22 protein-coding genes are annotated in these 26205 nt (G+C 68.8%); 7 read left to right on the top strand and 15 right to left on the bottom strand.

The annotated features are described in order from the left end of the window. The first annotated feature begins 25 nt into the window (after window positions 1-25). From G4D83_RS26590 to G4D83_RS26575, 4 genes are all read left to right on the top strand, one after another. Window positions 26-2338, top strand: coding sequence for a protein-disulfide reductase DsbD family protein (locus G4D83_RS26590; protein WP_163867646.1), 2313 nt, complete (start codon window positions 26-28; stop codon window positions 2336-2338). Window positions 2339-2384: 46 nt separating this feature from the next. After that, entirely contained in the window at window positions 2385-2966 is a 582-nt protein-coding gene (locus G4D83_RS26585) for a thioredoxin family protein (protein WP_163867645.1), read from the top strand. A 300-nt stretch (window positions 2967-3266) separates the two neighbouring features. Beyond that, complete coding sequence (locus G4D83_RS26580; RefSeq protein ID WP_163867644.1) at window positions 3267-5537, top strand: zinc-dependent metalloprotease; 2271 nt, start codon at window positions 3267-3269, stop codon at window positions 5535-5537. A gap of 129 nt (window positions 5538-5666) precedes the next feature. Beyond that, window positions 5667-5840 carry a hypothetical protein gene (locus G4D83_RS26575; protein ID WP_163867643.1) on the top strand — a complete coding sequence of 58 codons (174 nt, stop codon included), beginning with the start codon at window positions 5667-5669 and terminating at the stop codon, window positions 5838-5840. Window positions 5841-5902: 62 nt separating this feature from the next. Here G4D83_RS26575 and G4D83_RS26570 read toward each other — a convergent pair whose 3' ends face one another. Then, on the bottom strand, window positions 5903-7351 hold the full coding sequence (locus G4D83_RS26570) for an MFS transporter (protein ID WP_240356614.1): 1449 nt from the start codon (window positions 7349-7351) through the stop codon (window positions 5903-5905). Between the two features lie 200 nt (window positions 7352-7551). Between G4D83_RS26570 and G4D83_RS26565 the strand changes: the two genes are divergently transcribed. Together G4D83_RS26565 and G4D83_RS26560 are read left to right on the top strand one after the other, a co-directional pair. Next, window positions 7552-7845 carry a ubiquitin carboxyl-terminal hydrolase 14 gene (locus G4D83_RS26565; protein WP_163867641.1) on the top strand — a complete coding sequence of 98 codons (294 nt, stop codon included), beginning with the start codon at window positions 7552-7554 and terminating at the stop codon, window positions 7843-7845. A gap of 99 nt (window positions 7846-7944) precedes the next feature. Continuing rightward, on the top strand, window positions 7945-9696 hold the full coding sequence (locus tag G4D83_RS26560; protein WP_163867640.1) for a hypothetical protein: 1752 nt from the start codon (window positions 7945-7947) through the stop codon (window positions 9694-9696). Here G4D83_RS26560 and G4D83_RS26555 read toward each other — a convergent pair. The 13 genes from G4D83_RS26555 to G4D83_RS26495 form a co-directional block, all read right to left on the bottom strand. Beyond that, the gene (locus G4D83_RS26555; protein ID WP_205522717.1) at window positions 9625-10467 is read right to left on the bottom strand and encodes a glycosyltransferase family 2 protein; all 843 of its coding nucleotides are present in this window, start codon (window positions 10465-10467) and stop codon (window positions 9625-9627) included. The two genes, G4D83_RS26560 and G4D83_RS26555, sit on opposite strands and share 72 nt — an antisense overlap. A gap of 63 nt (window positions 10468-10530) precedes the next feature. Continuing rightward, on the bottom strand, window positions 10531-11280 hold the full coding sequence (locus G4D83_RS26550) for an NTP transferase domain-containing protein (RefSeq protein WP_163867639.1): 750 nt from the start codon (window positions 11278-11280) through the stop codon (window positions 10531-10533). Between the two features lie 29 nt (window positions 11281-11309). Next, a complete protein-coding gene (locus tag G4D83_RS26545) occupies window positions 11310-13469 on the bottom strand; it encodes a lysylphosphatidylglycerol synthase domain-containing protein (protein ID WP_163867638.1) in 2160 nt (719 codons plus the stop codon). Next, window positions 13466-14023 carry an HAD family hydrolase gene (locus G4D83_RS26540; RefSeq protein ID WP_163867637.1) on the bottom strand — a complete coding sequence of 186 codons (558 nt, stop codon included), beginning with the start codon at window positions 14021-14023 and terminating at the stop codon, window positions 13466-13468. The genes G4D83_RS26545 and G4D83_RS26540 overlap by 4 nt, the downstream gene beginning before the upstream one ends. A 309-nt stretch (window positions 14024-14332) precedes the next feature. Further along, the gene (locus tag G4D83_RS26535) at window positions 14333-15247 is read right to left on the bottom strand and encodes a S1C family serine protease (RefSeq protein WP_163867636.1); all 915 of its coding nucleotides are present in this window, start codon (window positions 15245-15247) and stop codon (window positions 14333-14335) included. A gap of 16 nt (window positions 15248-15263) precedes the next feature. Further along, on the bottom strand, window positions 15264-16163 hold the full coding sequence (locus G4D83_RS26530) for a S1C family serine protease (RefSeq protein WP_205522716.1): 900 nt from the start codon (window positions 16161-16163) through the stop codon (window positions 15264-15266). 120 nt (window positions 16164-16283) lie between these two features. Further along, a complete protein-coding gene (locus G4D83_RS26525) occupies window positions 16284-18932 on the bottom strand; it encodes a hypothetical protein (protein ID WP_163867634.1) in 2649 nt (882 codons plus the stop codon). A gap of 100 nt (window positions 18933-19032) precedes the next feature. Beyond that, the gene (locus tag G4D83_RS26520; protein ID WP_163867633.1) at window positions 19033-19425 is read right to left on the bottom strand and encodes a hypothetical protein; all 393 of its coding nucleotides are present in this window, start codon (window positions 19423-19425) and stop codon (window positions 19033-19035) included. A gap of 90 nt (window positions 19426-19515) precedes the next feature. Beyond that, a complete protein-coding gene (gene sitI6, locus G4D83_RS26515; RefSeq protein WP_163867632.1) occupies window positions 19516-20235 on the bottom strand; it encodes a SitI6 family double-CXXCG motif immunity protein in 720 nt (239 codons plus the stop codon). A gap of 6 nt (window positions 20236-20241) precedes the next feature. Beyond that, complete coding sequence (sitA6, locus tag G4D83_RS26510; RefSeq protein WP_163867631.1) at window positions 20242-20913, bottom strand: SitA6 family polymorphic toxin lipoprotein; 672 nt, start codon at window positions 20911-20913, stop codon at window positions 20242-20244. A gap of 42 nt (window positions 20914-20955) precedes the next feature. Continuing rightward, window positions 20956-21744 carry an ROK family protein gene (locus G4D83_RS26505; RefSeq protein WP_240356612.1) on the bottom strand — a complete coding sequence of 263 codons (789 nt, stop codon included), beginning with the start codon at window positions 21742-21744 and terminating at the stop codon, window positions 20956-20958. Window positions 21745-21821: 77 nt separating this feature from the next. Then, window positions 21822-23015: a glycosyltransferase gene (locus G4D83_RS26500; protein WP_163867629.1), complete on the bottom strand. Its 1194-nt coding sequence runs from the start codon at window positions 23013-23015 to the stop codon at window positions 21822-21824. Then, window positions 23000-24211, bottom strand: a complete 1212-nt coding sequence (locus G4D83_RS26495) for an asparagine synthase-related protein (protein WP_163867628.1) — start codon at window positions 24209-24211, stop codon at window positions 23000-23002. Before G4D83_RS26495 ends, G4D83_RS26500 begins: the two co-directional genes overlap by 16 nt. Before the next feature lie 159 nt (window positions 24212-24370). Here G4D83_RS26495 and G4D83_RS26490 point away from each other — a divergent pair, with 159 nt between their 5' ends. Next, entirely contained in the window at window positions 24371-25159 is a 789-nt protein-coding gene (locus tag G4D83_RS26490) for a GTP 3',8-cyclase MoaA family protein (RefSeq protein WP_163867627.1), read from the top strand. Here G4D83_RS26490 and G4D83_RS26485 read toward each other — a convergent pair whose 3' ends face one another. Further along, entirely contained in the window at window positions 25160-26158 is a 999-nt protein-coding gene (locus G4D83_RS26485; protein WP_163867626.1) for an aldo/keto reductase, read from the bottom strand. Between the last annotated feature and the right edge of the window lie 47 nt (window positions 26159-26205).

Genomic DNA, 26205 nt, shown 5'->3' with positions numbered 1-26205 from the left:
CTTCGGGTGGGTTAACGGGAGACGCATGAAGCACTCGGTGTCCAAGAGGCTCGCCCTGGCGGGCGGTATCGGCATGTGGCTGGTGGCGGCGGTGGCGCAGGCGGCGCTGCCTCCGTCCGCGGTGGCCACGGGCGCGCCCGACGAGGGCAACCCGCGCTTGGAGGCCGCGCTGCTGGTGGATGCCGCCCAGGTGAAGCCCGGAGACACCTTTCGCGTGGGAGTGCGCTTCCGGTTGGACCCGGGTTGGCACATCTACTGGAAGAACCCGGGCGACTCCGGCCTGGAGACAGACATCACCTGGGACACGCCGGGCACCACGGTGGGCGCGCTCCAGTGGCCCTTTCCGAACACCTTCCGCACGCCCGACGGCTTCATCGTCACCCACGGCTATGACGGCGAGGTGCTCCTCTTCGCGCAGGCCACGGCCTCCGAACAGGCCACCGGCGCGCTGAACCTGTCGGCCGCGGTGAATGCGCTGGTGTGCGAGGTGCACTGCATCCCCGCCGACCTGATGCTCACGCGCTCGATTCCCCTCGGGCCGACGACGCTCGTGGACGCGGAGTCGACGCCGACGTTCGACGCGGCGAAGGCGCGGGTGCCTCGCCCGGTGGCGGACACCGGCCACACCGCCGCGCTCGCGCTGGACGTGAAGCAGCTCACCGCGGGCCAGGAGTTCACCGGCACCTTCACGGTGTCGCTGCCCGGTGGCGCGGCGGTGCCCTCCTCGGAGACGGACGCCTTCGTCCCCGAGCGCATCCCCGGCGTGGACAAGTTGACGCTCACGCAGACTGCTCCGGGGCGCTTCGCGCTGAAGGGCAAGGCGGAGCCGGATGCACCGAAGGCCGAGCCTCGACTCAAGGGCGTGCTTCGCCTGGGGACCGCGGCCACCGGTTATCAGGCGCTGGAAGTCGACGTGCCCATGGCGCCCTTCGCGGCGACCGTGGGCGCGGCGGCTGCGCCCGTCGTGGCGAAGGCGCCCTCCATCAAGGATTCGCTCGCGGCGGTGAAGCCGGTGTCGAGCGCCACGAAGGCCGCGCCCGCGGAGTCGACGATGGGCCTGGGCATGGCGCTGTTGTTCGCGTTCCTGGGCGGCGCGCTGCTCAACCTGATGCCGTGCGTGTTCCCGGTGCTGGCGCTCAAGGCGTACGGCTTCACGCGCATGGTGCGCCAGGAGCAGGGCCGGGTGGGCGCGCACGCGGCGGCATACGCGGGTGGCATCGTCGCGAGCATGCTGGCGCTCGCGGGCGCGGTGCTGGCGGTGCGCGCGGGCGGCGCGGGTGTGGGCTGGGGCTTCCAGTTCCAGGAGCCGCTGTTCGTCGCGGCGGTGAGCGCGGTGCTGGTGGCGTTCGCCCTCAACCTCTTCGGTGTCTTCAACGTGGGCATGGATGGCACCGCGCTGGCGGGCAAGGTGGACCAGAGCCACGGCCTGCTTCACAGCGCGGGCGAGGGCGTGCTCGCGGTGGTGCTGGCCACGCCGTGCTCGGCGCCGCTGCTCGGCACGGCGGTGGGCTTCGCCTTCGCGGCGGGTCCGCTCACGGTGCTCGCTGTCTTCACCGCGCTGGGCCTGGGACTCGCGCTGCCCTTCTGTCTGTTGGTGCTGGTGCCGGGGCTCGCGAAGAAGCTGCCGAAGCCGGGCGCGTGGATGGAGCGCTTCAAGCAGGTGCTGGGCTTCGCGCTCCTGGGCACGACGGTGTGGCTCGTGTGGGTGATGGGCGGGCTGGCGGGGGTGGACGGCATGGCGCGGCTGTTGGCCTTCCTCGTCGCGGTGGGCCTGGGCACGTGGGTGTATGGCCAGTCGCAGCTCCAGGAGGGAGGGCGCCGGTGGGGCACGCTGGCGGTGGCCGCGCTGGTGCTGGTGGGCTCGGGTGTGGCGGCGCTGCGCTTCGAGGAGGCGGCGCCGGCGGCTCGGGCGTCTTCCACGGTGGCGCAGGCGCAGCCGTGGAGTGACGAGGCGGTGGCCTCCGCGCTGGCGGCGGGGCAGCCGGTGTTCATCGACTTCACGGCGGACTGGTGCCTCACCTGCAAGTTCAACGAGCGCACCGTGCTGTCGCGCGAGGAGGTTCGCGCGGCCTTCACCGAGCACCGGGTGGCGTTCTTCGTGGCGGACTGGACGCGCCGCGATGCGCGAATCACAGCGCGGCTGGCGGACCATGGCCGCGCGGGCGTGCCCATGTACCTGGTGCTCAGCCCCGGCGCGCCGGACAAGCCGGAGGTGTTGCAGGAGTTGTTGACGGTGGACGCGGTGGTGGACTCGGTGAAGCGCGCGTCGGAGTGCTCGCCGCTGCGCCGGCAGGACGGCTCGAAAGTGCTGTGCGCCGCTGGATTCCCTCGGCCTTGAAACGCAGTCATCCGCAGTCAAGCAGTGCCCAATCAGGAGGAACGCCATGAAGCAGGTCTTCACCGCTCTCGCGCTCGGCTCGGTTCTCGTGGGTGTCCCCGCTTTCGCGGACGCGGAGGTCGGCAAGCCGGCCCCGGCCTTCACGCTGAAGGACGAGACGGGCAAGGAGCATTCGCTGTCGCAGTACAAGGGCAAGGTGGTGGTGCTGGAGTGGACCAACCCCGAGTGCCCCTTCGTGCAGCGCCACTATCAGGCCGACACGATGGCCAACACGCTGAAGGGCTTCGACGCCAAGAAGGTGGTGTGGCTGGCGGTGGACTCGACGGCGCACAACACGCCGGAGAAGTCCGCCACGTGGAAGAAGACGGAGGGCTTCACGTACCCCGTGCTCCAGGACGCCAGCGGCGCGACGGGCAAGACGTACGGCGCCAAGACGACGCCGCACATGTACGTCATCGACACCGAGGGCGTGGTCCGCTACGCGGGCGCCATCGATGACGACCCGCGCGGCAAGAACGACAAGAAGGTCAACCACGTGCAGACGACCGTGGACGCGGTGCTCAACGGCAAGCCGGTGCCCGCCTCCACCACCACGCCGTATGGCTGCTCGGTGAAGTACAAGAGCTAGCGCACGACGGACACAGCCAGGCTGTGACGAGGGCTCTCTTCCCGCTGGGAAGGGGGCCCTTCGTGCGTCTGGAGTCGCGCGCTCGCGCGCGGGTAGCAGCACGGTGGGAGGACCGCGAAGTCCACTGACCGCGGAGCAACCATGCCCGGATGCGATTGCTCCGGCATGGATTGCAACTCGATGACCGTGGCAATGAAAGTGCGCCCTTGCCTGGCACCGCCGGGGGCAGGGCTGGGGTGTCTTCCCGTGTCTGGGGTTGGACGTGCCTCACTCCTTCTCCCGGTGTGGAGATGCACCGTCATGTGGAGATACGAATCCCCCGCGCGCCGCTCATGGGTGGCCGCTCTGGTCCTGGCCGCGTCACTGGGCATCGGATGCAGTGAGCCCCAGCGCACGCGCAACGGGCCCGAGGCACCGGGGTCCGCGATTGTCCTGGGCGAGGACTTCATCGAAGTTCCCCGCGAGCTGACCTCCGAGCAACACACGCAGGTGACGCAGAGGCTCGACGGAGTGGTGGACCCGACGGGGCGGACGTTCTACCTCGCCATCCGCAAGAGCGAGCTGAAGCAGCGCTGGTTCTTGTCCGCCACGCTCCGACAGCTCAACGCCGAACCCGATTTGTTCGGCTTCCCCGTGGTGCTCAATCCGCGCGTGGTGCGTTTCCACGAGCAGAATGGAAGGCTCTATCTCTTCGATGCCCGCGACGGGTTGGTGAGGAACGACATCTTCAAGCCGGACTCGTTGGTGGAGGCGTATCCCATCGTGACGAACCACACTCCGTTCAATCGCTTGCCGGGCTCGGACCAGTACGTGCTCATCGACCCAGCGGCGGGGCTCAACCGGGTCGGCATCCTCGGTGACCGTTGGTATGGGACCGCGGAAATCGGGTTCACGCTCGAGCTGCTCTTCTCCCAGCGCTTCCGTCGTGTCTCGGATGGAGTCCTGTTCGAGCAGGTCTTCACCGGGTACATGTCGCTCCCCGACGACCGCGGCGACTACCTGGAGCCGAATCACTTCCGTGGAGCGGGCACGTTGTCCATGGCACTGCGCAAGTACAGGGAGGGCGAGGGCTTCACGGAGATGCCAGCTCCGGAGCGACCGCACTACTTCCTCGGCGAGGGACGCTTCATCCCCAACACAGGGGAAGTGGAGCAGATGGCCGTCAAGTGGAACATCCGTCCTGGGATGAAGCCCATCCGCTGGTTCATCACCCCCACTTTCCTGTCGCTCAAGGAGGACGCTCGCTACCGGGATGCCGACATGGTGGGCGCAGTGAGGCGAGGCATCGAAGGCTGGAACGCGGTGTTCGGTTTCAAGGTCTTCGAGGCCGTGCTGGGCGACACCGGAATGGACATCGGAGAGGATGACAAGAACTTCGCCATCTACGACCCCGGGATCAGCGGCGGTGGGGCTGTCGCGGACTGGAGCTCGAATCCCAATACGGGCGAGGTCCGCAGGGCCACCATCTTGATCAACGCCGCCATGATTCATGATGCCGAGGCGTTCTTCGCGGGGACGCCGGAGGCCCGCTCTTCTCGAAACGCCCGTGAGGAAAGCTCGAGGCCTCGTCTGTCCTGGGGCGGATTCACCCACGAGCCCGCCTGTGAGCTGGACGCGGCGTCCTTCCACTCAGGCTTTTCCGCCCAGGTGTCCCCTGAGGAGGTCATCGCCGAGGGATCTCCGCTCACCACGCACGAGAAAGTGGAGCGCTACGTCACATACATCATGCTGCACGAGGTGGGGCACACGCTGGGCCTGCGTCACAACTTCAATGGGTCACGGGTGTACGACGGCACGCCCAATACGCCGCGCTCGAGCACCGTCATGGACTACGCCGCCATGCCCGATACCCTTCACGTGACGGCGCCTGGCACGTATGACGTGGCGGCGGTGCGTTACCTCTATGGACTGTCCACGGAGCTGCCCACGGACTTGTTCTGCACGGACCAGGACATCCTGGTCTGGGAGGACCCTGCCTGTTTCCACTACGACCGCTACGACGACCCGTTGACGCGCTTTCACACGCCCAACATGCGGGTCGTGGTGGGGCAGGTGCTGAGTGGTGCACCTGTTGGCGGCGAGTTCCGCTCGAACCTCTCCGCACTGGACCTCTTCGTCAGGGCTGGGGACGCGAGCGAGCAGGCCCAGGCCTACGACGTCCTCATGGAGCAGGTGCGGCCACCCCTCCAGATTCCCGCGGGCCAAGGTGCCGCGTACGCGGCCCGTGCCAATGACCTGGCTCGCCGCATCCTCAGCTACCTCTACCTGGATACGCGCAGTGGGCAGGTCCATCTGTTGAAGCCTCCTCCGACCACGCCCGCATACACGCAAGCCTTGTTCGCGGACGTGCGCGGCATCCTGTTGAACGTCGATGGGGTGCGGACCTTCTCCGTTCGCCGGGTCATGGTGGCTCTCCTGAAGACGCACCAGACGCTCGCGGCCTATGGCGTGTTGCAAGAGGTGCACACGGAGCTGACGGCGCGACTGCCGACGCTCAGTGGAGAGGAGAGACTCGGGACGATGGAGCTCTTGGGCCGCATCGAAGTGGCCAGCTCGCCCTACTTCCGTTGAGGTGAGCATGGTGCCGAGGGTCCTCTTTCCCCCAGGGAGGAGGGCCCTTCGTGTTCATGCCGGGCTTGCGCGGGTCTCTTGTCATGCCCAGCCGTCCGCCGGACCTTCTTCGGGAAGGGAGAAAAAGCGATGTCTGAGATAAAGAGCGACCCGCTGAAGAACGACGAACGCACTGAGGAAGAGGACGAGGAACTCCAACGCGAGGCCAGCGACGAGGAGGAGGGACCCGAACGCCGCGACGAGGATGAGGAACTCGAATACGAGCAGGTCAGCATCAGCGAGAAGGAGCGCTACGACGGCTAGGTCGTCAGCCTGCTCATGGTTGAAGCCTCGCTTCGGGTGATGACGCTGGACGAGACCCCACATCAGGCATGCAAGGGGTTCTTCGGGTGAGGCCGTCCGTGCCGATGCGCATCCTCGGCTCCAGGCGGCCCTCCCTTCACCCGGCCGACATCCCTGGGCAACAGCAGGAATGAGCACAGGGCGCCCAGCACGCACAGCCCCGCGGACACCCACAGCGCTTCACGAGTCCCCTGGAGGAACGCGTCACCCGTCTTGTTCGCGAGTCCTCCCAGGAGCGGCAGCAGCGCCACCGCCAGGAGTCCGGCGATGCGCGCCACGGCGTTGTTCACCCCCGAGGCGATGCCCGCGTGCCGGTCCTCCACCGCGCCGAGCACCACCGCCGTCAACGGCCCCACCGTGAGACTCAAGCCCAGGCCCAGCACGAGCACTCCCGGCAGCACCGTGCCCACGTAGCTTCCGTCGCGGTGGATGAGCGTGAGCAGCGCCATGCCCACGCCCGCGAGCAATGGACCCGCCGTCATCAACGGCCTGGCGCCGATGCGTCCCGCGAGCCTTCCCACCAAGGGTGAGAGCAACAGCAGCATCACGGTGATGGGCAGCAGGGACGCGCCCGCCGCGAGCGCCGAGTATCCGAGCTGTTGCTGCAGCGCGAGGATGAGCAGGAAGCCCACGCCGCCCAGCGCGAAGTACACCGTCAGCGTCGTGAGGTTCGCACCGGAGAAGGTCCGCGAGCGGAACAGCCCGAGCGGCAACATCGGGTTGGGTGCGCGCGACTCGATGAAGAGGAACGCGGCCAGCAGCACCGCGCCGAAGACGGCGGCGAGTACGGGGAACACGGACCAGCCATGCGCGGGTCCTTCGATGAGCGCGTAGATGACACCGCCGAGTCCCAGCGCGGCCGTCACCGAGCCGGCGATATCGAGCTTGCGTGCAGCGCCCGTGGGCCGGTCATCCGGCACGTGGCGCAAGGTCGCCCACGCGGTGAGCGCCGCCAGGGGGAGGTTGAGGAAGAACACCAGTCGCCAGGAGGCCACGTCCACCAGCCAGCCTCCGAGCAGTGGCCCCAGCGCGGTGGTGACGCCGGACAAACCCGCCCACGCGGCCACCGCGCGCTGTCGGTCCGCTTCGGGGAACGAGGTGCGCAGGAGCGCGAGACTCGCGGGCACCAGCAGCGCCGCGCCCATGCCCTGCACGGCCCGGAAGAGGGCGAGCGTCCAGGCGTTCGGCGCCAGGCCGCACAGCACGGACATGGCGGTGAAGCCCACCACGCCCAGCAGGAAGACGCGGCGCTGTCCCCACGCATCGCCGAGCGCGCCGCCGGTGAGCACCAGCGAACCGAGGGTGAGCAGGTAGGCATCCACGGCCCACTGAAGGCCGGTCATCCCCGTGTGGAGGTCTCGGCCCAGCGCGGGCAGCGCCACGTTGACGGCGGTGGAGTCGAGGAAGGCCATGCCGCTTCCGAGCACGCTCGCCAGGAGCACGCCGCGTCCCCGCGCACTGGCATAGGGCACGGTCGTTTCGCCGGGAGAAGTGTCGGAAGGCATACGGCTCAAGCGTGGGACGTGTGCCGCCGTCGCGCCACTCCGCTCGGTTGATGGGTACCAGCCACCCTGAGGGCGAGAGCCTGGTCGCATGGATGCCCGGCACGTGGATGGGTGGGGCCTTCGTGCACACCCTGTCCGCGGGCGATGGATGACCAGGGAGAGAGACGATGGCGACCGAGTGCAAGCACATCGAGCAGGCGGGCAACCCCGAGGCGAGGACCGACGGCTGCGAGGAGTGTCTGAAGATGGGGGCGCAGTGGGTCCACCTCCGGCGCTGCCTGGAGTGCGGCCACGTCGGGTGCTGCGACTCGTCGCCGAACAAGCACGCGACGAAGCACTTCCACCAGACGAAGCACCCCGTCATTCAATCGTTCGAGCCAGGGGAGACGTGGGTGTGGTGCTTCGAGGACAAGCTGATGATGGATGACCGTCCGGAGCAGGCGGACGCTCCACGGCTCTAGCCCTTCATCACCTCGACGCTCCGCTCGCGATTCGGTTACGGTGCGCGCCGTTTCGGCGAAGGCACTTCGGGACTGGAGTTGCCTGGCGGAGGGAGCGCGATGGGGGTGCGAAGTGAGGTGGCGACGACATCTCCCTTTCCAGGGGGATGGCGTCGGTTTGTTCCGTCCGGGGGACTCGTCCTGCTGGCGCTGCTCGCGGGCGGCATCGTCTTCGGTGCGATGAGGCTCACCTGGCCGGAGACCCCACTCCCCGTGCGTGAGCGAAGGTTGCTCCAGACGAGCGACATGCTGCTCGCGCTGGTGATGGCCGTGGGCACCTTCCTGGTTGCCTGGTGTCTGACCCTGGGTGCACGGCGAGAGGACCCGACGTCGGTGCGCCACCGGTGGCGGCTGTTCCTCGGGCTGTGGGCCGTGTTCGCCCTTCCCCTGCTGTTGTGGTGGGTGGGCGAATGGCCCGGCCACTTCCACAGTGACGCGCGTCAGTCGCTGCTCGTGTCCTCCCAGTATCACGTGGACCCCTGGCTGAGCTCCCTCTGGGGCATCTGGGCGCATGGGCTGCACCGTGCCACCGGGCAGTTCTCCGCCACCTCCCTCTTCAACGTCGTCATCCTCGCCGCGCTCCTGGCCGACTTCTTCTCCCTGCTGTTGCACCTGGGCCTGTCGCGCCGGGTGGGCACCCTCTTCATCGCGCTCGTGGTGACGTCGGTCCCCCTGGGCCTGATGGTCATCAATCTCTCGCACGACATCATCAACGCCCTGCTGCGGCTGGGCATCGCGCTCATCCTGCTGCGCGTCCTGACCCGGCGAAAGCTGACGGGGCGCTCCGGCCTCACGCCGGTGACGCTTCCCGTGCTGGCGCTGCTCACCGCCGTGGCGACGCTGTTCCGGGGCGACAGCATGGCGCTGGTGCTCTACGTCCCCGCCGCGTTGCTGTTCTCGCGACAGGTGCGCGTGGGCGCGGCGGTGGCGCTGCTGCTGGGCACGGTGGCCATCAACCAGGTGTTCCGTCGCGGCGTCGAACCCCGGCTGCTCCAGCCCTGGGTGGAGATGCCCCAGTACTATGCGATGTCGCTGCTGCTCAACCCGCTGGGGTTCATGGTGACCAACCACTACGTCACCCGCACTCCCGAGGAGGACAAGGCCGTCATCGAAGCCGTGGTGGCCCACTCCTGCCTGAAGGACCGCTACGTCATCGAGGAGTCCCCTTGCTACTGGGACTCGCTGCGTCCCCCCCTCCTGCCGGAGAAGATGGCCGCGCTGAGGAGCGTCTTCCTGCGCATGGTGCGGGACAACCCGGCGCTGATGCTCTCCAACCGGCTCATCACCTTCGCGGGCACCCTGGGGCTCAGCCCCCGGGCTGCCTTCCCCGTCCTCCCGGGACGGGAGGCGTACCCGCCGGAGCAGGTCTTCGGTATGGCGGGCGTGGAGCTCCTCCAGAAGCATGGCCAGGAGGCGTCGCGCGCGCCCCAGGCCGTGGCCCGCGTCACCCACTGGCTGCGTGACGCGAGCCTCCCCACTCATGGGGGGCGCAGCCTCTACTTTCCCTGGAATGGCCTGCCCGCGCTCCTGCTCACGCTGTGGCTGGTGTCACGGTGGCGCACCTGGCCCGTGTCGGCGGTGACCGCGGGCGCGGTGCTGGCCCCCGCGCTGCTCGTCTTCATCGCCGCGCCCGCCAGCCATCCGACCTATGTCGCCGACCTCTGGGTGTTCGGCTATCTCGCCGTGCCGCTGGCCTGGTTCGAGGCCCGCGTGCCACGCACGAAGTCGGCGGCCCCCTTGTCAGCGGACGGGGAAGGCGGGAGCGCGGGTGCGGTCGACCCGGCCGTCACGGACCTGCGCCACCACGGTTGAGGTGTAGGGGCGTCCCGGACGGCTGCTCCAGTCCTTCGCGAGGAAGGCGTCCGGACTCTTCGCGAACTCCAGCGCGATGCGGCCCGTCTGGAGTGACTGGCGCACCATGCGCACGTTGCTCACCTGGTCCTCCTCTCGCCAGCTCAGCGGGAAGAAGCCGAAGCGGGAGCGCTGGTGGATGCCCGCCAGGAGCAGGTGGATGTTGAACGTGAGGCTGTCCGGGAAGCCCAGGTAGAAGCGCGACTCCAGGTAGCGCACCGAGTACAGGTTGAGCCCCGCGCCCAGGTCATGCACGCGGTGCCGCGCCGCCGCGGAGAACAACAGGTTGAAGACGTGGTTGCCCAGGGTGCGGAAGCGCGAGTAGCCCTGGAGCCGTGAGCCACTCATGAAGCGGCTGCCCAGCAGGGAGTCCTGCTCCCGGTACTCACCCGAGTCCAGGTGCGGCGACAAGTCGTTGATGTCCGCCTGGTCATCGCCGTGCAGCACCACCACCCGGTCGAAGCCGTGCGCGAGCGCGTACTCGAAGGCCACCTTGTGGGAGCCACCCAGGTTGTAGTTGTCGTCGTTGGCGAGCACCTTGCCCGGCAGGTGGGCCAGCTTCGACAGGCCCTCCACCGCGGCCTCCACGCCGTTGTCGCGGCTGCCGTTGTCCACCACGATGATTTCGGCGAAGCGACGCTGGAGGGACTCGCCGAAGCGCGCGAGCACGCGAGGAATCTGCCGCTCGCAGTTGTACATGGGAATGAAGACGAGGATGCGTTCGGCGGCCACGCGAGGCTCCTTCGAGGGACGAGGTGCTGCGGTGCGCTCCCCTACCGTGCCCTCGTGGGTGGTTCAAGCGAGGGTGGGGCCTTCCACCTGGTACTGGCGCAGTTCCTCCGGCGTGCCAAAGGACGCGTAGCGCGACACCCGCGCGGCACGCACCGTGCCACCCGCCTCCAGGAGGAGGTTGTAGAGCAGCGACAAGTAGTACTCGCGCATGCCCTCCGAAATGGGCCGCTCCATGAGGTGCTGGCCCGCGGTGAGGAAGTGGCGCTCGGTGGCGAAGAAGTAGGCGCCCATGATGGCCGAATCGGAGATGACCACCTTCTCCGCCGTGCGCGTCACGCGCGCTCCCTCGCATTGCGCGTAGCTGTAGCGGGGAAGCTGGGAGGGGAAGGTCAGCAGCCCTCCCGCCAGGGGCGCGTCGTCGTCCTGGAGCGCGCCGCGGACCAGGTCGCGGTACGCCGGGCTGTCGAACCAGAGGTCGCAGTCCATGACCAGCAGGCCGCGCTCGCCCGTCATGCGGCCGGCGGCGGCCAGGGCGGTCTCCACCGCGCCCCGGGTCATCTCCTCCAGCATCACCACCTCCAGGCCGGGCACCGCCTCGCGCAGTCGCGTGGCCAACTGGAACTCCTCCTCGTGGGGGCGGCGCACCACCGCGGTGTGCACCACCTCCAGGCCCCAGTCCGACAGGCTGGAGAGGGCCTTGAGCACCATGGGGACGCCGTCCACGGGGATGAGGGGCTTGGGCGTGGTGAAGCCGGCGCTGGCGAAGCGGGAGCCGAGGCCGGCCATGGGCAGCAGGACGTGGAGCGGACGCATGGCGTGGGGACCTTCGTGGTGGGAGTGGCTCAGGCCAGCTGCCGGAGCGGAGGCGACTCGTCCGGCGGCGGCGCGGCGGAGGACCCGGCGTATTGGGCGTTGAACGCGTTGAGGAGCCGCACCGCGGTGGCGAAGAAGGCGGGCAGGCTGTCCGGGTTGATGCGGGCCCGGTAGGTGAGCATGCGGCAGTAATGCACCGCTTCGTGGAAGAGGATGGTGCGTCTCACCTCGGGAGCCAGCAGGGTCTCGAAGCGGCGCTGGAGGTGGGCGTACAGCTCCGCGTAGCGAGAGGACGTCGCCTCCTCGTACTCCACCAGGTCGCCCTGCGCCTTCGCGCTCGGGAGCTGGCACAGGAACTCGTAGCCGGAGTGCAGGGACTGGCACAGCTTGCCCAGGTCCACCACCGGGTCGCTGATGGCGTTCTCGTCGTTGGGGTCCAGCACCATGAAGTCTCCGTCCTCACGCCGCACGAGCAGGTTGTCCACCGTCAGGTCCCCGTGGATGGGCGTCTGCCGGGTGCTGGCCAGCTCCTCCATGGCGCGCGGGTTGGCGCGCAGTCGCGCGAGCGCGGGCCCGATGTTGTCGTAGCGCTGGCCGTTGATGCAGAGCGTGGGGTGCGCGAGGAGGGCCGCCAGGGCCGGGCTCAGGGCCGCCGCGTCGTGCACCTTGTCCTCCACCTTTTCGCGCAGGTAGCGCGCCAGCACGTCCGGTTGATGGCTGCGCTCCACGGGCTCGTAGATGTGGGCGCTGACGAAGTCGAGCACGCGGTCCAGGACCTGTCGGCTGCGCTCCACGTCCTCGGAGTGGAGGAACTGGAAGAAGGGGACGTACTCCTCGCGGTACTCGAGGTCGAACGCGTAGTAGCCCGCTGTGTCCACCTCCCGCAGGGGACGCGGCAGGTGCGGCACGTGGCGGCGCGCCTCCAGCCAGTCATGCTGGGCCTTCAGCTTCTGCGCGTACTGGGGCAGGGTCACCTTGCGTACGCGCAGGCTTCCGTCATCCCAGACGAGCAGGGTGCTGGCGTTGGAGCCGCCCTTGAAGGTCCGCACCATGCGGAAGTCTCCCCGCAGCTCGCCGGTGGACAGCACGTGGCTGAGGGCCTGTCCGGAGAAGTACGCGTCCAGGAAGTGGCTGAACTCGCGGCTGATGTCCGAGTCGCGATGCAGCTTGTTCTTCAGGGGCTCCAGGGAGGGGGCGCTGGCGGTGGCCTGCGCCCGGCCCCGCTCCAGCAGGAAGAAGAGCCCCACCAGCGAGAAGGGGCCGATGAGCACCGCCCAGGAGACCAGCGACAGGCCCAACGGGACACCGGAGATGCCCAGCAGGCCTCGCGCCAGCTCGGAGTAATAGTAGTGGAACGTCCCCAGGAAGCCCGGTCCTGAAGGCACGCCCACCGCGAGATAGGCGGAGGTCGCCGCGCCCACGGTGGCCAGGGCTCCGTGGCCCGGCGCGAAGCCCCAGACCAGCGCGGCCATGGAGCCCAGGTAGAGGAGCCACATGCCCATGGTGGTGGCGACGAAGCGGCCCAGGCGCGCGGAGCGGAAGATGACGTGGGTGCCGTAGATGAGGGACCAGAGCACGAAGCGGGTCCTGTCCCGCAGCCTGTCGTTGAGCAGCGCGGTGGTTTGGCCCAGCGCGCGCAAGAGGCGACGGTTCTGGGTGTAGAGCAACCAGATGAGGGCCGCCACCGCGAGGCTCGCGGCGACCACGCCCGCCGTGAGACGCAGCATCAGGGCCGTGGCCTCGGGGGCCCGCTCGCGCATCACCAGGGCCACGCCCAGGGCGCACAGCCCCAGGACGAAGCCATCCACCGCGCGCTCGAAGAGGATGGTGAAGAAGACCACCGCGCGGCTGATGCGCATCCGCCGGCCGATGAGGTGCGCGCGCACCAACTCCCCCAGGCGGAAGGGGAGCAGGGCGTTGAAGAGGAAGCCGATGGAGAGCCCGGAGAAGAGGATGCGCCAGGTGGTGGGGCGCACCACGCGCAACAGCCGCTGGGCATTCTTGGCGCGCAGCACGTGCGCGACGACCTGGCAGAGGACGGCGACGGGAATGGCCCATGTCGCCACGCCGCTCGCGGAGACCCACTGTCCGGACTGGCGCGACTCGGCCATGAAGCGCGCGAAGAAGACCGCGCTGACGAGCAGCCCCAGCGCCACCAGGGCCCACCCCCACCCCCGAGCGCGCGTCACGGGGTTCCCCGGATGCGGACCACGGCCATTCCCGCGCGCTCGGCGGCGGCCACGCCGCTGTCGCTGTCCTCGAAGGCGAGGCATTGCGCAGGGGGCACGTCGAGTCGCCGTGCCGCGTGGAGGTAGCCCTCCGGCTCGGGCTTGGGGCGCTCCACGTCCTCTCCGAAGACGGTGACGTCGAAGAGGTTCGCCAGGTCGAAGTGCTGGAGAAGGGCGCGGGCGTTGGCGGTGGCCGCCGTCGTCACCAGCCCGGTGGCGTGGTACGAGCGCACCGAGCGGAGCAACCCGATGAGCGGCAGGTTGGGGCGCACCTGGTCGAAGGACTCGGGGTAGAAGCGGGCCTTCGCCTCGCGGACACGTCGGGCCGCGTCCTCGTCCAGGTTCGCACCCACCGCCCGCACCATGGCATCGAAGCGCAGACCGAAGGCACGCTGGTAGGCCTGTCGCTCCAGGACGAAATCCGCTTCGGCGAAGGCACGTTGGTAGGCGACGAAGTTGGCCTCCTCGGTGAAAAGGAGGGTTCCATCCAAGTCGAACAACATGCAGCGGATCATTCGCCCCTCCACGTGCCATCGGGGCTGTTGCGGCACGCAATGGCTCGCGTCAGATACTGGGACCTGCCCGGAGGATGCAATCCCCGAGTGACGGAAGGGCTGATTTGACGGCTCGGCCCGAGCCGGGCTCCCTGGTTGCTCTCAGGCCCGGTTCAGGAGACGAGCGTCGGCTCGAACGCCCCCGCCCGGCGAGAGAGAATCCGCGGCGCCGTGAACCCCGGACACTCCGTCATGAGTGCACTCGGGCCAGGGTCGAACTGACAGCGCGTCCGTGGCTCCGGGCCGCGTGCACCCGGAGCCACATTGTGCTCATGCCGCCACGGGCTCGATGCGCGGCCGTGTGCGCGCGGAGACCTGCTTGCGCCGTCCCTTGCGCAGCACGTCCAGTGACACCTCTTCGTCGGTGGCCAGGGCCATCAATCGCTGGAGGTCATCCACGCTGCCGACGGCTCGACGGTTGATGGCCAGCAGCAGGTCCTCCGGCTGGAGCCCCGCGTCGTCCGCCGGTGTGCCGTCCTGCACCTTCAGGATGCGCACCGCTCGGGGTTGTCCCGTGTCGCGCGCATGCTCCGAGGCCAGGTTCACCGCCACCGCCGCGATGCCGAGGAATCGCCGCTCCACCTTTCCCCTCTGGATGAGCAGGCTGGCCACCCACGCCGCCGTGGTCGCGCTCACCGCGAAGCCGATGCCCTGCGCATAGGGCAACACCAGCGTGTTGAGCCCCACCACCTCGCCACGCGTGTTGATGAGCGGCCCTCCGGAGTTGCCCGGGTTGATGGCCGCGTCCGTCTGGAGCATGCCCTCCAGGATGACGCCGTCGGGCAGTGTGACGCTGCGGTTGACGGCGCTCACCACGCCGAGCGCCACCGACTGCTCCAGCCGGAAGGGATTGCCAATCGCCATGACGAGCTGACCCACTCGCACCGTCTCCGGCGCGGCCAGCGGCAGCGTCGGGAAGTCGCCTCCCTCCGCGCGCACCACCGCGAGGTCCGTGGGCGCGTCGCCGCCCACCAGCGAGCCACGCAACTCCTCGCCGTTGGACAACTGCACCGTCAGCTTGCGAGAGCCCCGCATGACGACGTGGCGGTTGGTGAGGACATAACCATCCGGCGTGAGGAAGAGGCCCGTGCCATGGCCCCGTGCGTGCTCCACGCCCACCACCGCGGGCGAGGCGCGCGACGCGAGCGTCTCCAGGTCATCCGAGAACTGTTGCAGCAGCTTCATCGCGTCACCTCTCTCCTCACGAGCGCTTTCCGATGGTGATGGGCACTTCGCGCACCTCGCCGGCTCGCAGCACGCGCGCCGGGACGGCGGTGCCCACCTTCTCGTCCCCCAGGTAGCCGAGCAGGTCCTCCACGCCGTGCAGCGACTGGCCACCCAGGCTCATCAGCACGTCGCCGAGCAGCAGTCCCGCCCGGTGCGCCGGTCCGTCCGGGTCCACCGAGAGGAAGATGAGTCCCGCCTCCGCGCCGGCTGAAGCCCACTGGTGCTGGGGCAGCTTCACGGGGTACGCCCCGACGCCCAGGTAGCCTCGACGGATGCCTCCGTGCTCGCGCAGCGACGCCGTCACCCGCGTCAGCGTGTCGTGCGGAATGACCACCGCCGAGGTGCGAGAGAAGGCCGCGGTGAGCAGCCCGACGAAGCGGCCCTCCACGTCCACCAGCGCGCCTCCGGAGAAGCCGGGCGGCAGGTCCGCGTCCGTCTCGAGGTAGCGGTCCACGCGTCCGCCCGCGTGGGTGCGCCAGCCCTCGCCATGCGTGCTCACCATGCCGAGCGTGGCGCGCGCCGTGCGCCCCGGCCGCGCCACCGTGACGACGAGGTTGCCCACCTTCACGCCGTCGAGGGGCGCGAGCGCGAGCGGGGTGAGGTTCGTTGCATCGATTTTGAGCAGGGCCACGTCCGTGCTGGCGTCGCGGCCGATGAGCTCCGCGGACACGGTGCGACCGTCGGACAGGCCTACCTGGAGGTGGCCCTCGTGTTCGACGGCGTGGCTGGTGGTGACGACGAGGCCCTCGGCGCTCCAGACGAGGCCGGTGGCGCCGCGACGGCGTCGAGCATCCACCCGGACGACGCTCGGTGAGGCGCGCTCCACGATGGAGGCGAGAGATTGGGAGAGGGCGGGGAGAAAGTCGGTGGACATGGCGTGTTCCTTTCGAGGTGGAAGGTAAAAGCCTCGAAGGCGCGCCACATCGGCGAACCGGGCAGGGTGCTCACCTGCCCGTTCGGGTAGGTCACCCCTCCTTTCGGGGGGCTCCTGGGACTACTCCTCGACGACGACGCGGATGGGAGGAGAGAGCCCTCCGCCAGGCCCGGGTGTCTCCAGCGTGACGTCCACGCCTCCGGGTTCCGCGAGCGCTTCGGCGGGGAGGAGCACCTCGTAGTGCGCCGGCTCCGGGTTCGAGATGAACACGGGCTTGAGGCTCGAACGGAAGTCCTTCCATCGCAACACCGTGGCGGAGTGGATGCCCTGCCCCTTGATTCGGAGCAGCAACGCGGGCGCCCCCATCGGGACGCTCATGGGCTCCACCTGGGTCAACAGCGGCACGGGTCGCTCGGAGACCACGTTGAGCAGCGCGGGCAGCGACACGCCACCGCCTTCCGCGGCGCGTGACACCGTCAGCGAGCGGATTCCCACCTGCTCCAGCTCCTGGCCCACCAGCCACGCTGGCCCAAGATATGAGAGGGATTGCGACTGGTCTCCCCAGTCCAGGGTGGTGCGCGAGGTCCTCTGCGAGTCGCTGTGGGGCCAGAAGAAGTTCCCGCCCGACACGACGAGGGGTCGCTTCTCCGTGGCGGACCACTCTCCCTGGGAGACGACACCCGGTGCCACCGTCCGAAGGTGCGGTGGGAGGGCGCCCTGGATTCGCAGATGGGCGGGGGCACTCATGCCATGGCCCTGGATGAGGGTCCGTATCTCGTAGACCCGTGGAGTCGACACCTCTTCGTCGCTCAGGCGCAGGCTCGGCTCGCCGCTGAACCCACGCTCCTCGCCATTCACGAAGAGGACCAAGGTCCGGGCGCTGGTCCCGAAGTCCCGCGCCCAGATGAGCACCTGGCGCCTGAAGTCGTCACGCATCCCCACATCCACCAAGGAAGGGCTCAGATGCAGCGTGGGCTGTCCCATCGCGGAGAGGACGAAGAACGCCTCCGCGCTCTCTCCGCCTCCAGGGCCCGGGTTGACCACCGTCACCCGACCGACGCCGGGTTGCGCCACCTGGTCGGCGGGGACCTCCACCGACAGGGTGGCCCGCTCGCCATGGCCCGCCGTGCAGCCGCCCCAGGCCTCGCACGTCCACCGGGTGGGAAGCGGTTGACCATTCCATCGGACAACCGAGAGGGGGCTGAAGCCCAGGCCCTCGACGCGCAGACGCAGGACGCCAGCCCCGGCGAGGGCATAGGGGAACCCGACGTCGCTCAAGACCTCGTCGATGACGGGCCTGGGCCGCTCCTCATGCACCGCGAGCAGCAAAGGCAGGCTGGTGCCTCCTCCTGGCGCGGGCGTGCTCACGGTGACGGTGCGCATGCCCTTCGTCGTCAGGTCCTCGGCCTGGAGCGGGGTGGACAGTCGCGACGGGCTGTGAAGGCGGGTGGTGCGTGCCTGTCCGTCCAGCAGGATGACGGACTGGGAGGTGAAGCCGGCGCCATCGACGAAGAGAGGGCCCGGCGCATCTCCGACGGACAACACCGAAGGCAGCAGAGAGCGGGCGATGGGCGCGGGGGCCTGGGCGAGCACCTGGACGAAGAGCGGCGCCGACACCGCGCCGTCGAACGTGCGCGTCACCGTCACGGGGAGGGTGCCGGACTGGGTCAGCAGGGCGGCGGGGACGATGAACTCCCAAATCCCCAGTGAGTCCGGACCGAAGAAGTGCTCCAGGCGGTGGCCGTTCCAGTGGACGACCTGCTGCCCGTGGAGCCCCTGTCCCATTCCTTCGCCCCGGAGCTGGAACCTGACCTCCCCCGAGCCCGCGAGGACCCAGGCCGGTGCCACGGTATGCAGCACGGGCTCGGACTTCACGCGAAGCGGATGGCGGGAGGACGCTTTTCCTCCGTCGGGGCCGGGAGTCTCCAGCGCCACCTGGACGGTGCCGGCCTGTACTCGAGCGGTGCGGGGAATGGTCGCATGGACCCGGTTCCTGTTGTCGTATGCCTCGGTGTGCAGGGGGATGCCATTCCACGTCACCACCGTATTGGCTCGCATCTGGAGCCCGCTGACGATGATGCGGTCGACGGAGGCGCTGCCCGCATTGCCATGGTGCAGGTCGACGGCGTTCAGCGTGGGTGGCCACACGCCCGTGATTTCCGGGACGGGGCTCGTCAACGTCAAGGGGAGTGGCTGTGAGCGCGCGGAGCGTGGGCGCGTGACTTCGATGACGAGAGCGTCCCGCTCCGCCTGGGCTTTCAGGGCCGACGGTGGAAGAAAGAAGCTTCCTGCGTGGAGGCTCGTCACCGTCAACGGATAGGCCTGGTCGCGGAAGATGGCGTGGCTGCCCTTCACGAGGTTCTTCCCCGTGACGGTGATTTGAACGGCCTCCGCGGGCTCCGAGTCGAGGGAGTCTGGAGTCACGGAGGTCAGCTCGGGAGCGGGCAGGGTGAACGGGACGCGGGCGGACCTGGCGCCTCCTTTGTAGGTGGGGTCGCCCCGGTAGATTCGCACCTCGAAGAAGAGCTCCGGTGTGGCGGTGGCGTACCAGGACGGAACCAGGGCCCTCAGCTCGGTGGCGTTCACGAACTGGGTCGTCATGGCCTGGCCGTTCACGAACACGATGCTGAACGGGGAGAAGGCGGCGCCGAGCACCCGCATGCTCAGCTCGGAGCCCTCCACGTCCGTCACGGCCACCTCTCCCAGGGTGACGGAGGGGAGCGCCACCTCCTCGGGCGGGGTCCCCGCGTCCGATTCAGGGCTGGGCACAGGGAGATCGAGGCCCGGTCCGCAGGCACAGAGGAGCCACAGCAGACACAGCCATCCTCGCGTCACATCCTGGCGCATCTGGAAGGAGTCCTTTCGCGTGCTACCGGACCGGCATCGTCACTGTGTAGGTGGGAGACGTCGCGCCCTGGAAGAAGGGTGGGGTGCCGGGCGCCACGCGGAGTTCGAGTGGGAAGGTCGCAAGGCCTTCCACGAGGTCGGAGTCCAGTTGCGCCCGCAGCTCCGTGCTGCTCACGAACTCGGTCGGAACGGCGACCTGTCGGACGTACACGGCGGTGGCGGGGATGAAGTCGATGCCCAGGATGATGAGCTCAAACTCCGGGTCCGCGCCGTTGTTGGCGATGGGCATCGCGACGACTGTGTGGGGCGCCCGAAGGAGGTACCCGGGCGGCGAGTCCCGTTCATCGATGCCCGGCCCACAGGCCAGGACCAGCCCCAACAGGCACAGCCATCTTCCCGCCGGCTCATGACGCATCTGGATGCTTCCTTTCTCCAGCCCTGCTCGTGACAAGCCACACCCGAGGACCGGTTCCTGCGCAAATCCACGTGGCCGGACGGATGAGGGTCAGCGTGTCGGCAGCTCGCGGAAGGTCATGCCTTCGAATCCGAGGCGATGTACGGCGTCCATGAACTGCTCGGTGCCGATGATCATCGTGGCGAAGTTGCCCACGCGGAAGAGGTCGAGGTCCTGAGGGAGCGAAGCTGCGTCGAGGATGGGTTCGTCGGGGCGTCCGAAGCCGTGCCTGCCACAGGTTGTGCACGGCGGGGGAACATCCGAGGGAATGCAGTCTGGATGAAACCGACCGCGCGGTTCGATCTGAAGTTCCAGCAGCTCCGGTGGGTTCTTCTTGCGGAATCGCAGCTCCGTGCGACAGCCCATCACTCCGCGCACTCCTTCTGCTTGCAGGCGCTCCAGCACGTCAGGGCGCAGAAGAAGTCTGGGTCCCAGCCAGGCCATGGGCCCGAACTCACCAACGGCGCTTCCCTTCAATGGACCGAAGCTCGTTCCAGGCGGCAGCTCGACATGGGACGGCACGAGGGGCCGGACCAATTCGCGAAGGCGCACGAACTCGGGGAAGGGTTCGGCTCTTGGCTTGAGGAACTCACGATTTGCTGGAAGCTGCGAGAGGTCAAGCGAGGGGAAGTCGTGGGCTACGGCACTCCAGGCGGCTCCGCACGCGTGACACCGTATTCCGGGAAGCCCCCACGTGTGCGCCGCGTCGAGGTAGCCCCCGTGCTTGGCCCTGGTGGTCTTGTCTTCATTGACCCAATAGAAACGACTCATTCGTGCCTACGCTCCTGGACGAGAATGGTAGGGCTGGATCGGACCGCCCAAGAGTTCGAATCGATGAATCAACTCTCCCGCGTGCCTGAAAATCTCTTCCGGAGAGGCGAACGGTTTGGCAATCATGTACTCCCGCCATGCATCGTTCCAGGCGCCTCCACGCGGGGTTCCGTCATGAATCCTTCGATGAATGGAGAGCGGGATGGGCATGGTGTAGTTGTGGATCTTCACTTGCTGGCGCGCGAACCACTCCGCCAGGTCCTTTGACTGAGGGAAGATATGATGCTTCTCCCAACGCCCTGGCGTGAGCTGCCGTGACGGAGGGATGCCTGCTGTCGGGGCGCCGTTCCAGTTGGGGAACGTCATGATGGAGCCCGGAGGCAGTTTCTGCGGTCCGCCCCAGTTCCTCCGAGGGCCGCTGCCCGGCGCCGCTGCTGCCGCGGGAGGACGCGAGGGAGGGAAGCGCGCCAGCTCGACTTCTACCGGCGTGTCCTCGCAGCGGTAGAAGCCACAGGTGTCTTCCAGGCAGAAGAGGGTGACGCACTGGTCTTTCCCAGGGTCGTCGCATTCCTGCTCCGCCTCTTCCCAGGCCTGCTGGATGGGCGGCTTGCTGGCAGTGGAGCAGCCCAGCCAGGACGCGGCGAACAGCGAAAGCCAGAGCGCGTGAGGGATTCGCATGGGCCGCGAAAGCTATCAGAACCAGGTCACCGAGCGGACGTCCTACTTGCCAGGTGATGTGGAAGTAATGAGCAGTGCTCCTCCCGGGCCGAAGCCCAGCGTGAGGCAGAGGATGCGACGGTGCTTGTGCTTTCGGAGCTCCATGCGCGCCGCCTCTGCTGCGAGTTCCGCGTCGTTGAGCACGAGCACCGTGCCACCACCTGGCAGGGCTGCTTCCTCCAGGATGTCGGCCACCAGTGATGCGTGACCTTCCCACCCATACGTGCAGCCTCCTGGAACGAGGGCCTCATCCAGGGGACAGGGAAGCGCGAGACACAGGCCCTCTACCGTCAGGTCACCGAGGTCTCGTGCACAGGTCCGCAGCGCGTTGGCGATGAAGCGCACCGCCACGACAATGTGGTGCCCATCCGTGGGACGCGGCATTCCGATGAAGAGGCGGGGCAGTTGGTTGAGGTCCCTCTCGAAGACATGCTGGGCTCCCGGGCTCGCGCACTTGATGCTCGTCTGGCCCACGTCGAGCACCAGCGGCGTTCGCGCCTCCACCAACCCGAGGCCCGCGTGCACGGGCGCGAAGCGCGGTGACTCCGACACATAGACGGGGCACCCGAGCTTGGAAGTCGCCTTCGCCACCCCGACCTCGAAGCCCTCCAGGCCGGCCAGTCCTCCACTCAGCCACACCGCGTCCACGGCATGCCGGTGCACCAGTTGTTCGAGGGCGCTCGTGAGCGCTGGAAACAATTGCTCCGCGAGCTGGGCCTCGGGCACTCCCGCGCGTCGGTCCGCCTCCACTCGTGGCGCTCCGAGCAACTCCCATAGCTCCCGTTCGAACACCGGGAGATTCCACACCTCCAGCGGTGTCACACCGGTCGCATGGTGACGGCGGGCCGTCCACGCTCGCGACAGCTCGCTCACTCGACGAGGCCCGCGATTCGCTCCGCCGCATCCTTCGCGCCGTCTCGGGATTGATACGACTCCGAGATGGCGGCCACCTTCGCGCGCAGCGGTGTGCCCGGCTCCAGAAGCTGGCGAAGCGCGGCGCGGCAGTCCTCCACCGTCAGCGTGTCCAGCTCCAGCGTGAGCCCCGCTCCCGATGCGCGGAGGAAGTGCGCCTGGATGGGCTGGTCATTGCAAACAGGCAGCAGCAACAGCGGCACGCCCGCCGTCAGCGCCTCCATCACGGAATTGGCGCCACCGTGCGAGACAAAGGCAGACGCTCGCGGAAGGAGCTGGCGTTGCGGCGTGTAGGGTACCGCCACCACGTCCCCGGGCAGCGAGCGCGAGAACTCCGTGTCCGCCAGCTCGCCCGCGCTCAACACCACCGTGACACCCAGGGGCGCGGCGGCCTCCGCGATGGTGCGGAACACCGTGGGCTGCCACGAAATCTGGCTGCCGAAGGACACGTACACCACGGGCTTCGAGCCCAATCGCTCCCACGGGAAGTCCACTTCGTCGCCCCGGGGCTCGGGCGGAATCGACGGGCCCACCAATCGCCCGGCGGGCGGAAGGTCCACGTCGGAGCCGAGGAACGCCTCCGTGGCGAAGAGGATGTTGAGCAGGGGCGAGAGGGCCTCGCAGTTGCGGAAGCTCGCCTCGAAGCCGTGTCGGGCGAACAGCTCAGCGCGCTCCTTCGCCAGGGCTCGCACGTTGCGGCGCAGCCCGTAGTCCTCCATGGGCTCCAGCAACGAGAGCGCCGAGGACACGCCCGCCCACGGTATCCGCTCCTGATGCGCGGCCAGCACCGCCGCGTACTGCATCCCATCCAGCGCCATGACGTCCGGACGGAAGCGACGCACCACCTCGCGCACGGGCTCGATGAGCGTGGGCACCGCATCCAGCAACAGACCCCGAATCCACTTCCCCAGCGCCACCTCGTCGCGCACCAGACGGGCGAGGGCTTCGCCACCGGTTTCGATGGAGGGGGCCTCTCTCGCGGAGTGGGGCAGGTGCAGCACCTCCACTCCGAGCGTCGCGAGCTGTGGCGCGGGCTCGGGGATGCAGAGCCAACCCACGGTGTGGCCCAGGCGGCGCAGCCACTGCGCGACGCCCATCATCGGGTTGATGTGGCCCTTCTCGGGCGAGGTCGCAATCAGGATTCGGGACATGGGGAACCGTGCACTGCGTGCGCGTGGAGCATGGCGAGGGAGCACAGCCGCATCAACAGGCGATCCACGCCACCCGCCTCCGGAGCCTCGGGCTCCATTCGCGTGTAGCGCTCCAGGAGCGTGAGCACCGCCTTGGGGTCGATGACCTCCAGCGGCTCCAGTCGAGCGGCCGACAGCCACGCTCGATACAGCTCCAGCCAGCGCGCACGCACGGGACTGGAGAGCGCCGTGTGCCCATAGCGTGGCGTCTTGCGCGCCAGCCGGACCTCATCGGGGACCAGTCCGCGCACCGCGTATCGGAAGAGCCACTTGCCCACTCCATCGCGCGAGAGGGAGGACTCGGGCAGCGCGAGCGCCACATCGGCGAAGCGCGAGTCGAGATAGGGCGTGTGCACGGTGAGTCCATGCGCCCGCGCGCCCCTCAGCTCCGGAGGCAGCACCAACTCGCGCAGCACCCACGCCGCGTAGCGGACCTCTTCGGAGACCTCCGGGCCGTCCTCCTGGGACCAGGGCCCGTCCGGAGTCCTCCCCAAGTTGTCCACAGCGGAGCGCAGCACCGTGCGTGCGAGTCGTCGGTCCTCCTCGATGCGTGCGAGTGCCGAATCACGTGCCTCGGGATTCCCCATCAACACTTCATCCGCGCCAGCACCGCTGAGCATCACCGAGGCCCCAAGCCTCTTCGCCTCCGCATAGAACGCGAAGCTCGCCACGGCCCGGGCATTGAGGATGGCGCTCTCGTTGGCCAGGACGGCGGGCTCGAACAGGTCCGGCAGCAGGGCATCCGGAATCGGAACGTCCACTCGCTCCGCTCCCGCGAGCCGGGCCACTGTCCTGGCGTTGCGGCGCTCCACCTCGTCAGCGAAGTGGACGTCCATGCTCCACGCCCGAACCCGGCCCTCCGCATGTCGGGCCGCCAGCATGCACAGCACCGCGCTGTCCACGCCGCCACTCAGGCTCACATCCCTTGCCCCCGAGCCCACCCGCGCGCCCACGGCGTCCGAGCACGCGGCCAGGAGCGCACGCGCTCGCGACTCGTCCTCTTCTTCGTCCGAACTCAACGGCATCGACTCGCGGTGCACGCGAGGCAGGAGCGGTGCGATGCGGCTCACATCTCGAAAGAGGCTCCGGGGCGACGGCAGGATATGCAGCAGGAACGCCGCGACAGACGCGGGCTCCAGGCCCTGGGTCGGCGCCATGCGCCACACCGACTCCACGGGAGCACCCGTCCGTGGCCCGGCTGTCGGCTGGTAGGAGGGCAGGACGGCGAGCGGGCCGCTCGGGTCGCCGGGGGCGTCGGACACGCGGGGACTGTCGCAAGCCCCGGGGGCCCCCGGCAACCCCGCTATAGTCCCTCCGTGCGTTACGAGCTGCACGACGGCCGAATCCTCACCTGGTCCCTGGAGACGCACGTCGTCACCCACTGCAACCTGCGCTGCGTGCAGTGTTGCCCCCTGTCGCCCCACCTGCCCGCCTGGGCCGTGGAGCCCTCCGTGCTCGGCGCGGACCTCACCCGGCTCGCGCGCGTGCTCAAGCCCAACATCTTCAAGCTCACCGGCGGCGAGCCCTTCCTCCACCCCGACCTCGCCAGCGTGCTCGACGCCGTCCGCGCCTCCGGCATCTCCGAGCAGCTCTCCGTCACCACCAACGGCTTCCTCGCCCAGAGCGCACCCGACGCCGTCTACGAGCGCCTGGACCGGATGACCCTGTCCGTCTACTCCTCCGCGCTCCTGCCGGAGAAGTCGCTCGCCCGCATCACCGAGCGCTGCGAGCGGCACGGCGTCCACCTCACCGTGAAGCACATCGACGCCTTCCAGCAGCTCACCCCCGACGCGCCCCTCGCCACGGACGCGCAGGTCCGCGACGTCCACGCGAAGTGCTGGCTCAAGGTCCGCTGCCACCTGGTCCACCAGGGCCACTTCTACACCTGCACCCGGCCACCCCACGTCGCCACGGTGCTCGGCCCCACGTACCCTGAGATGCCCGCGCTGGCCGAAGTCGACGGCGTGCGCCTCGACGCCCCGGAGCTGCTGGAGCGGATGCTCGGCCACCTGGAGCGGGACACGCCGCTCGCAACCTGTCGCTACTGCCTGGGCGCCAGTGGCCCGTGGCAGCCGCACGCGCAGCTCCCACGGGCCCGTGGCTGACTACTTGCGCGACTGCGGCAGCACGCGCTGCATCGCCGCCGGATATCGCTCTCCCACCGCGACGCCCGGAGGCGCCACGAGGTCGATGTCCTTCAAGTCATTCTCCGTGAGCTTCACGTCGAGCGCCCCCAGGTTCTCATCCAGGTACGTGCGCCGCTTGGTGCCCGGAATGGGGACCACGTCCTGGCCGCGCGCCATCACCCACGCGAGCGCGAGCTGCGCCGGCGTGCAGCCCTTGTCCTTCGCCAGCCGCTCCACCTTCACCACCAGCTCCAGGTTGCGCGTGAAGTTCTCCCCCTGGAAGCGCGGCGAGTTGCGGCGGTAGTCGTCCGCGGCCAGGTCCTCGTAGCGCTTGATTTGCCCCGTCAGGAAGCCGCGCCCCAGCGGGCTGTACGGCACGAAGCCGATGCCCAGCTCGCCGCAGGCCTGGAGCACTCCGTCCTCCGGCTCGCGGCTCCACAGCGAGTACTCACTCTGGAGCGCGGCGATGGGATGCACCTTCGACGCCCGGCGCAGCGTGTCCGCGTCCACCTCCGACAGCCCCAGGTGCCGCACCTTGCCCTCGCGCACCAGGTCCGCCATGGCCCCCACCGTGTCCTCGATGGGCGTCGCCGCGTCCAGCCGGTGCAGGTAGTACAGGTCGATGACCTCCATGCCCAGCCGACGCAGGCTGGCCTCGCACGCGCGCTTCACGTACTCCGGACTGCCATTGATGCCGCGCGCCTGGGGGTTGTTCGGGTCCCTGACGACGCCGAACTTGGTGGCCAGCACCACCTTCGCGCGGTGGGGCTTGAGCACCCGGCCCACCAGCTCCTCGTTGCTCCCGGAGCCGTACATGTCCGCCGTGTCGAAGAAGGTGATGCCCTTGTCCAACGCGTGCAGCAGCGTGGCCTCCGACTCCGCGTCGTCCCGCCCCGAGTAGAAATCCGACATCCCCATGCAGCCCAGGCCGATGGCGGACACCTGGAGGCCCTGCCTCCCAAGCGTACGTGTCTCCATGTCGACACCCCTTTCGCCGGTCGCCGGCATGGCGTCCGTTCTCGCGC

It is taken from the genome of Myxococcus eversor, assembly GCF_010894455.1.
GTDB classification, from domain to species: Bacteria; Myxococcota; Myxococcia; order Myxococcales; family Myxococcaceae; genus Myxococcus; species Myxococcus eversor.
Note: the sequence above shows the minus strand (reverse complement) of the source record. Positions and strands in the feature narration are given on the sequence as shown.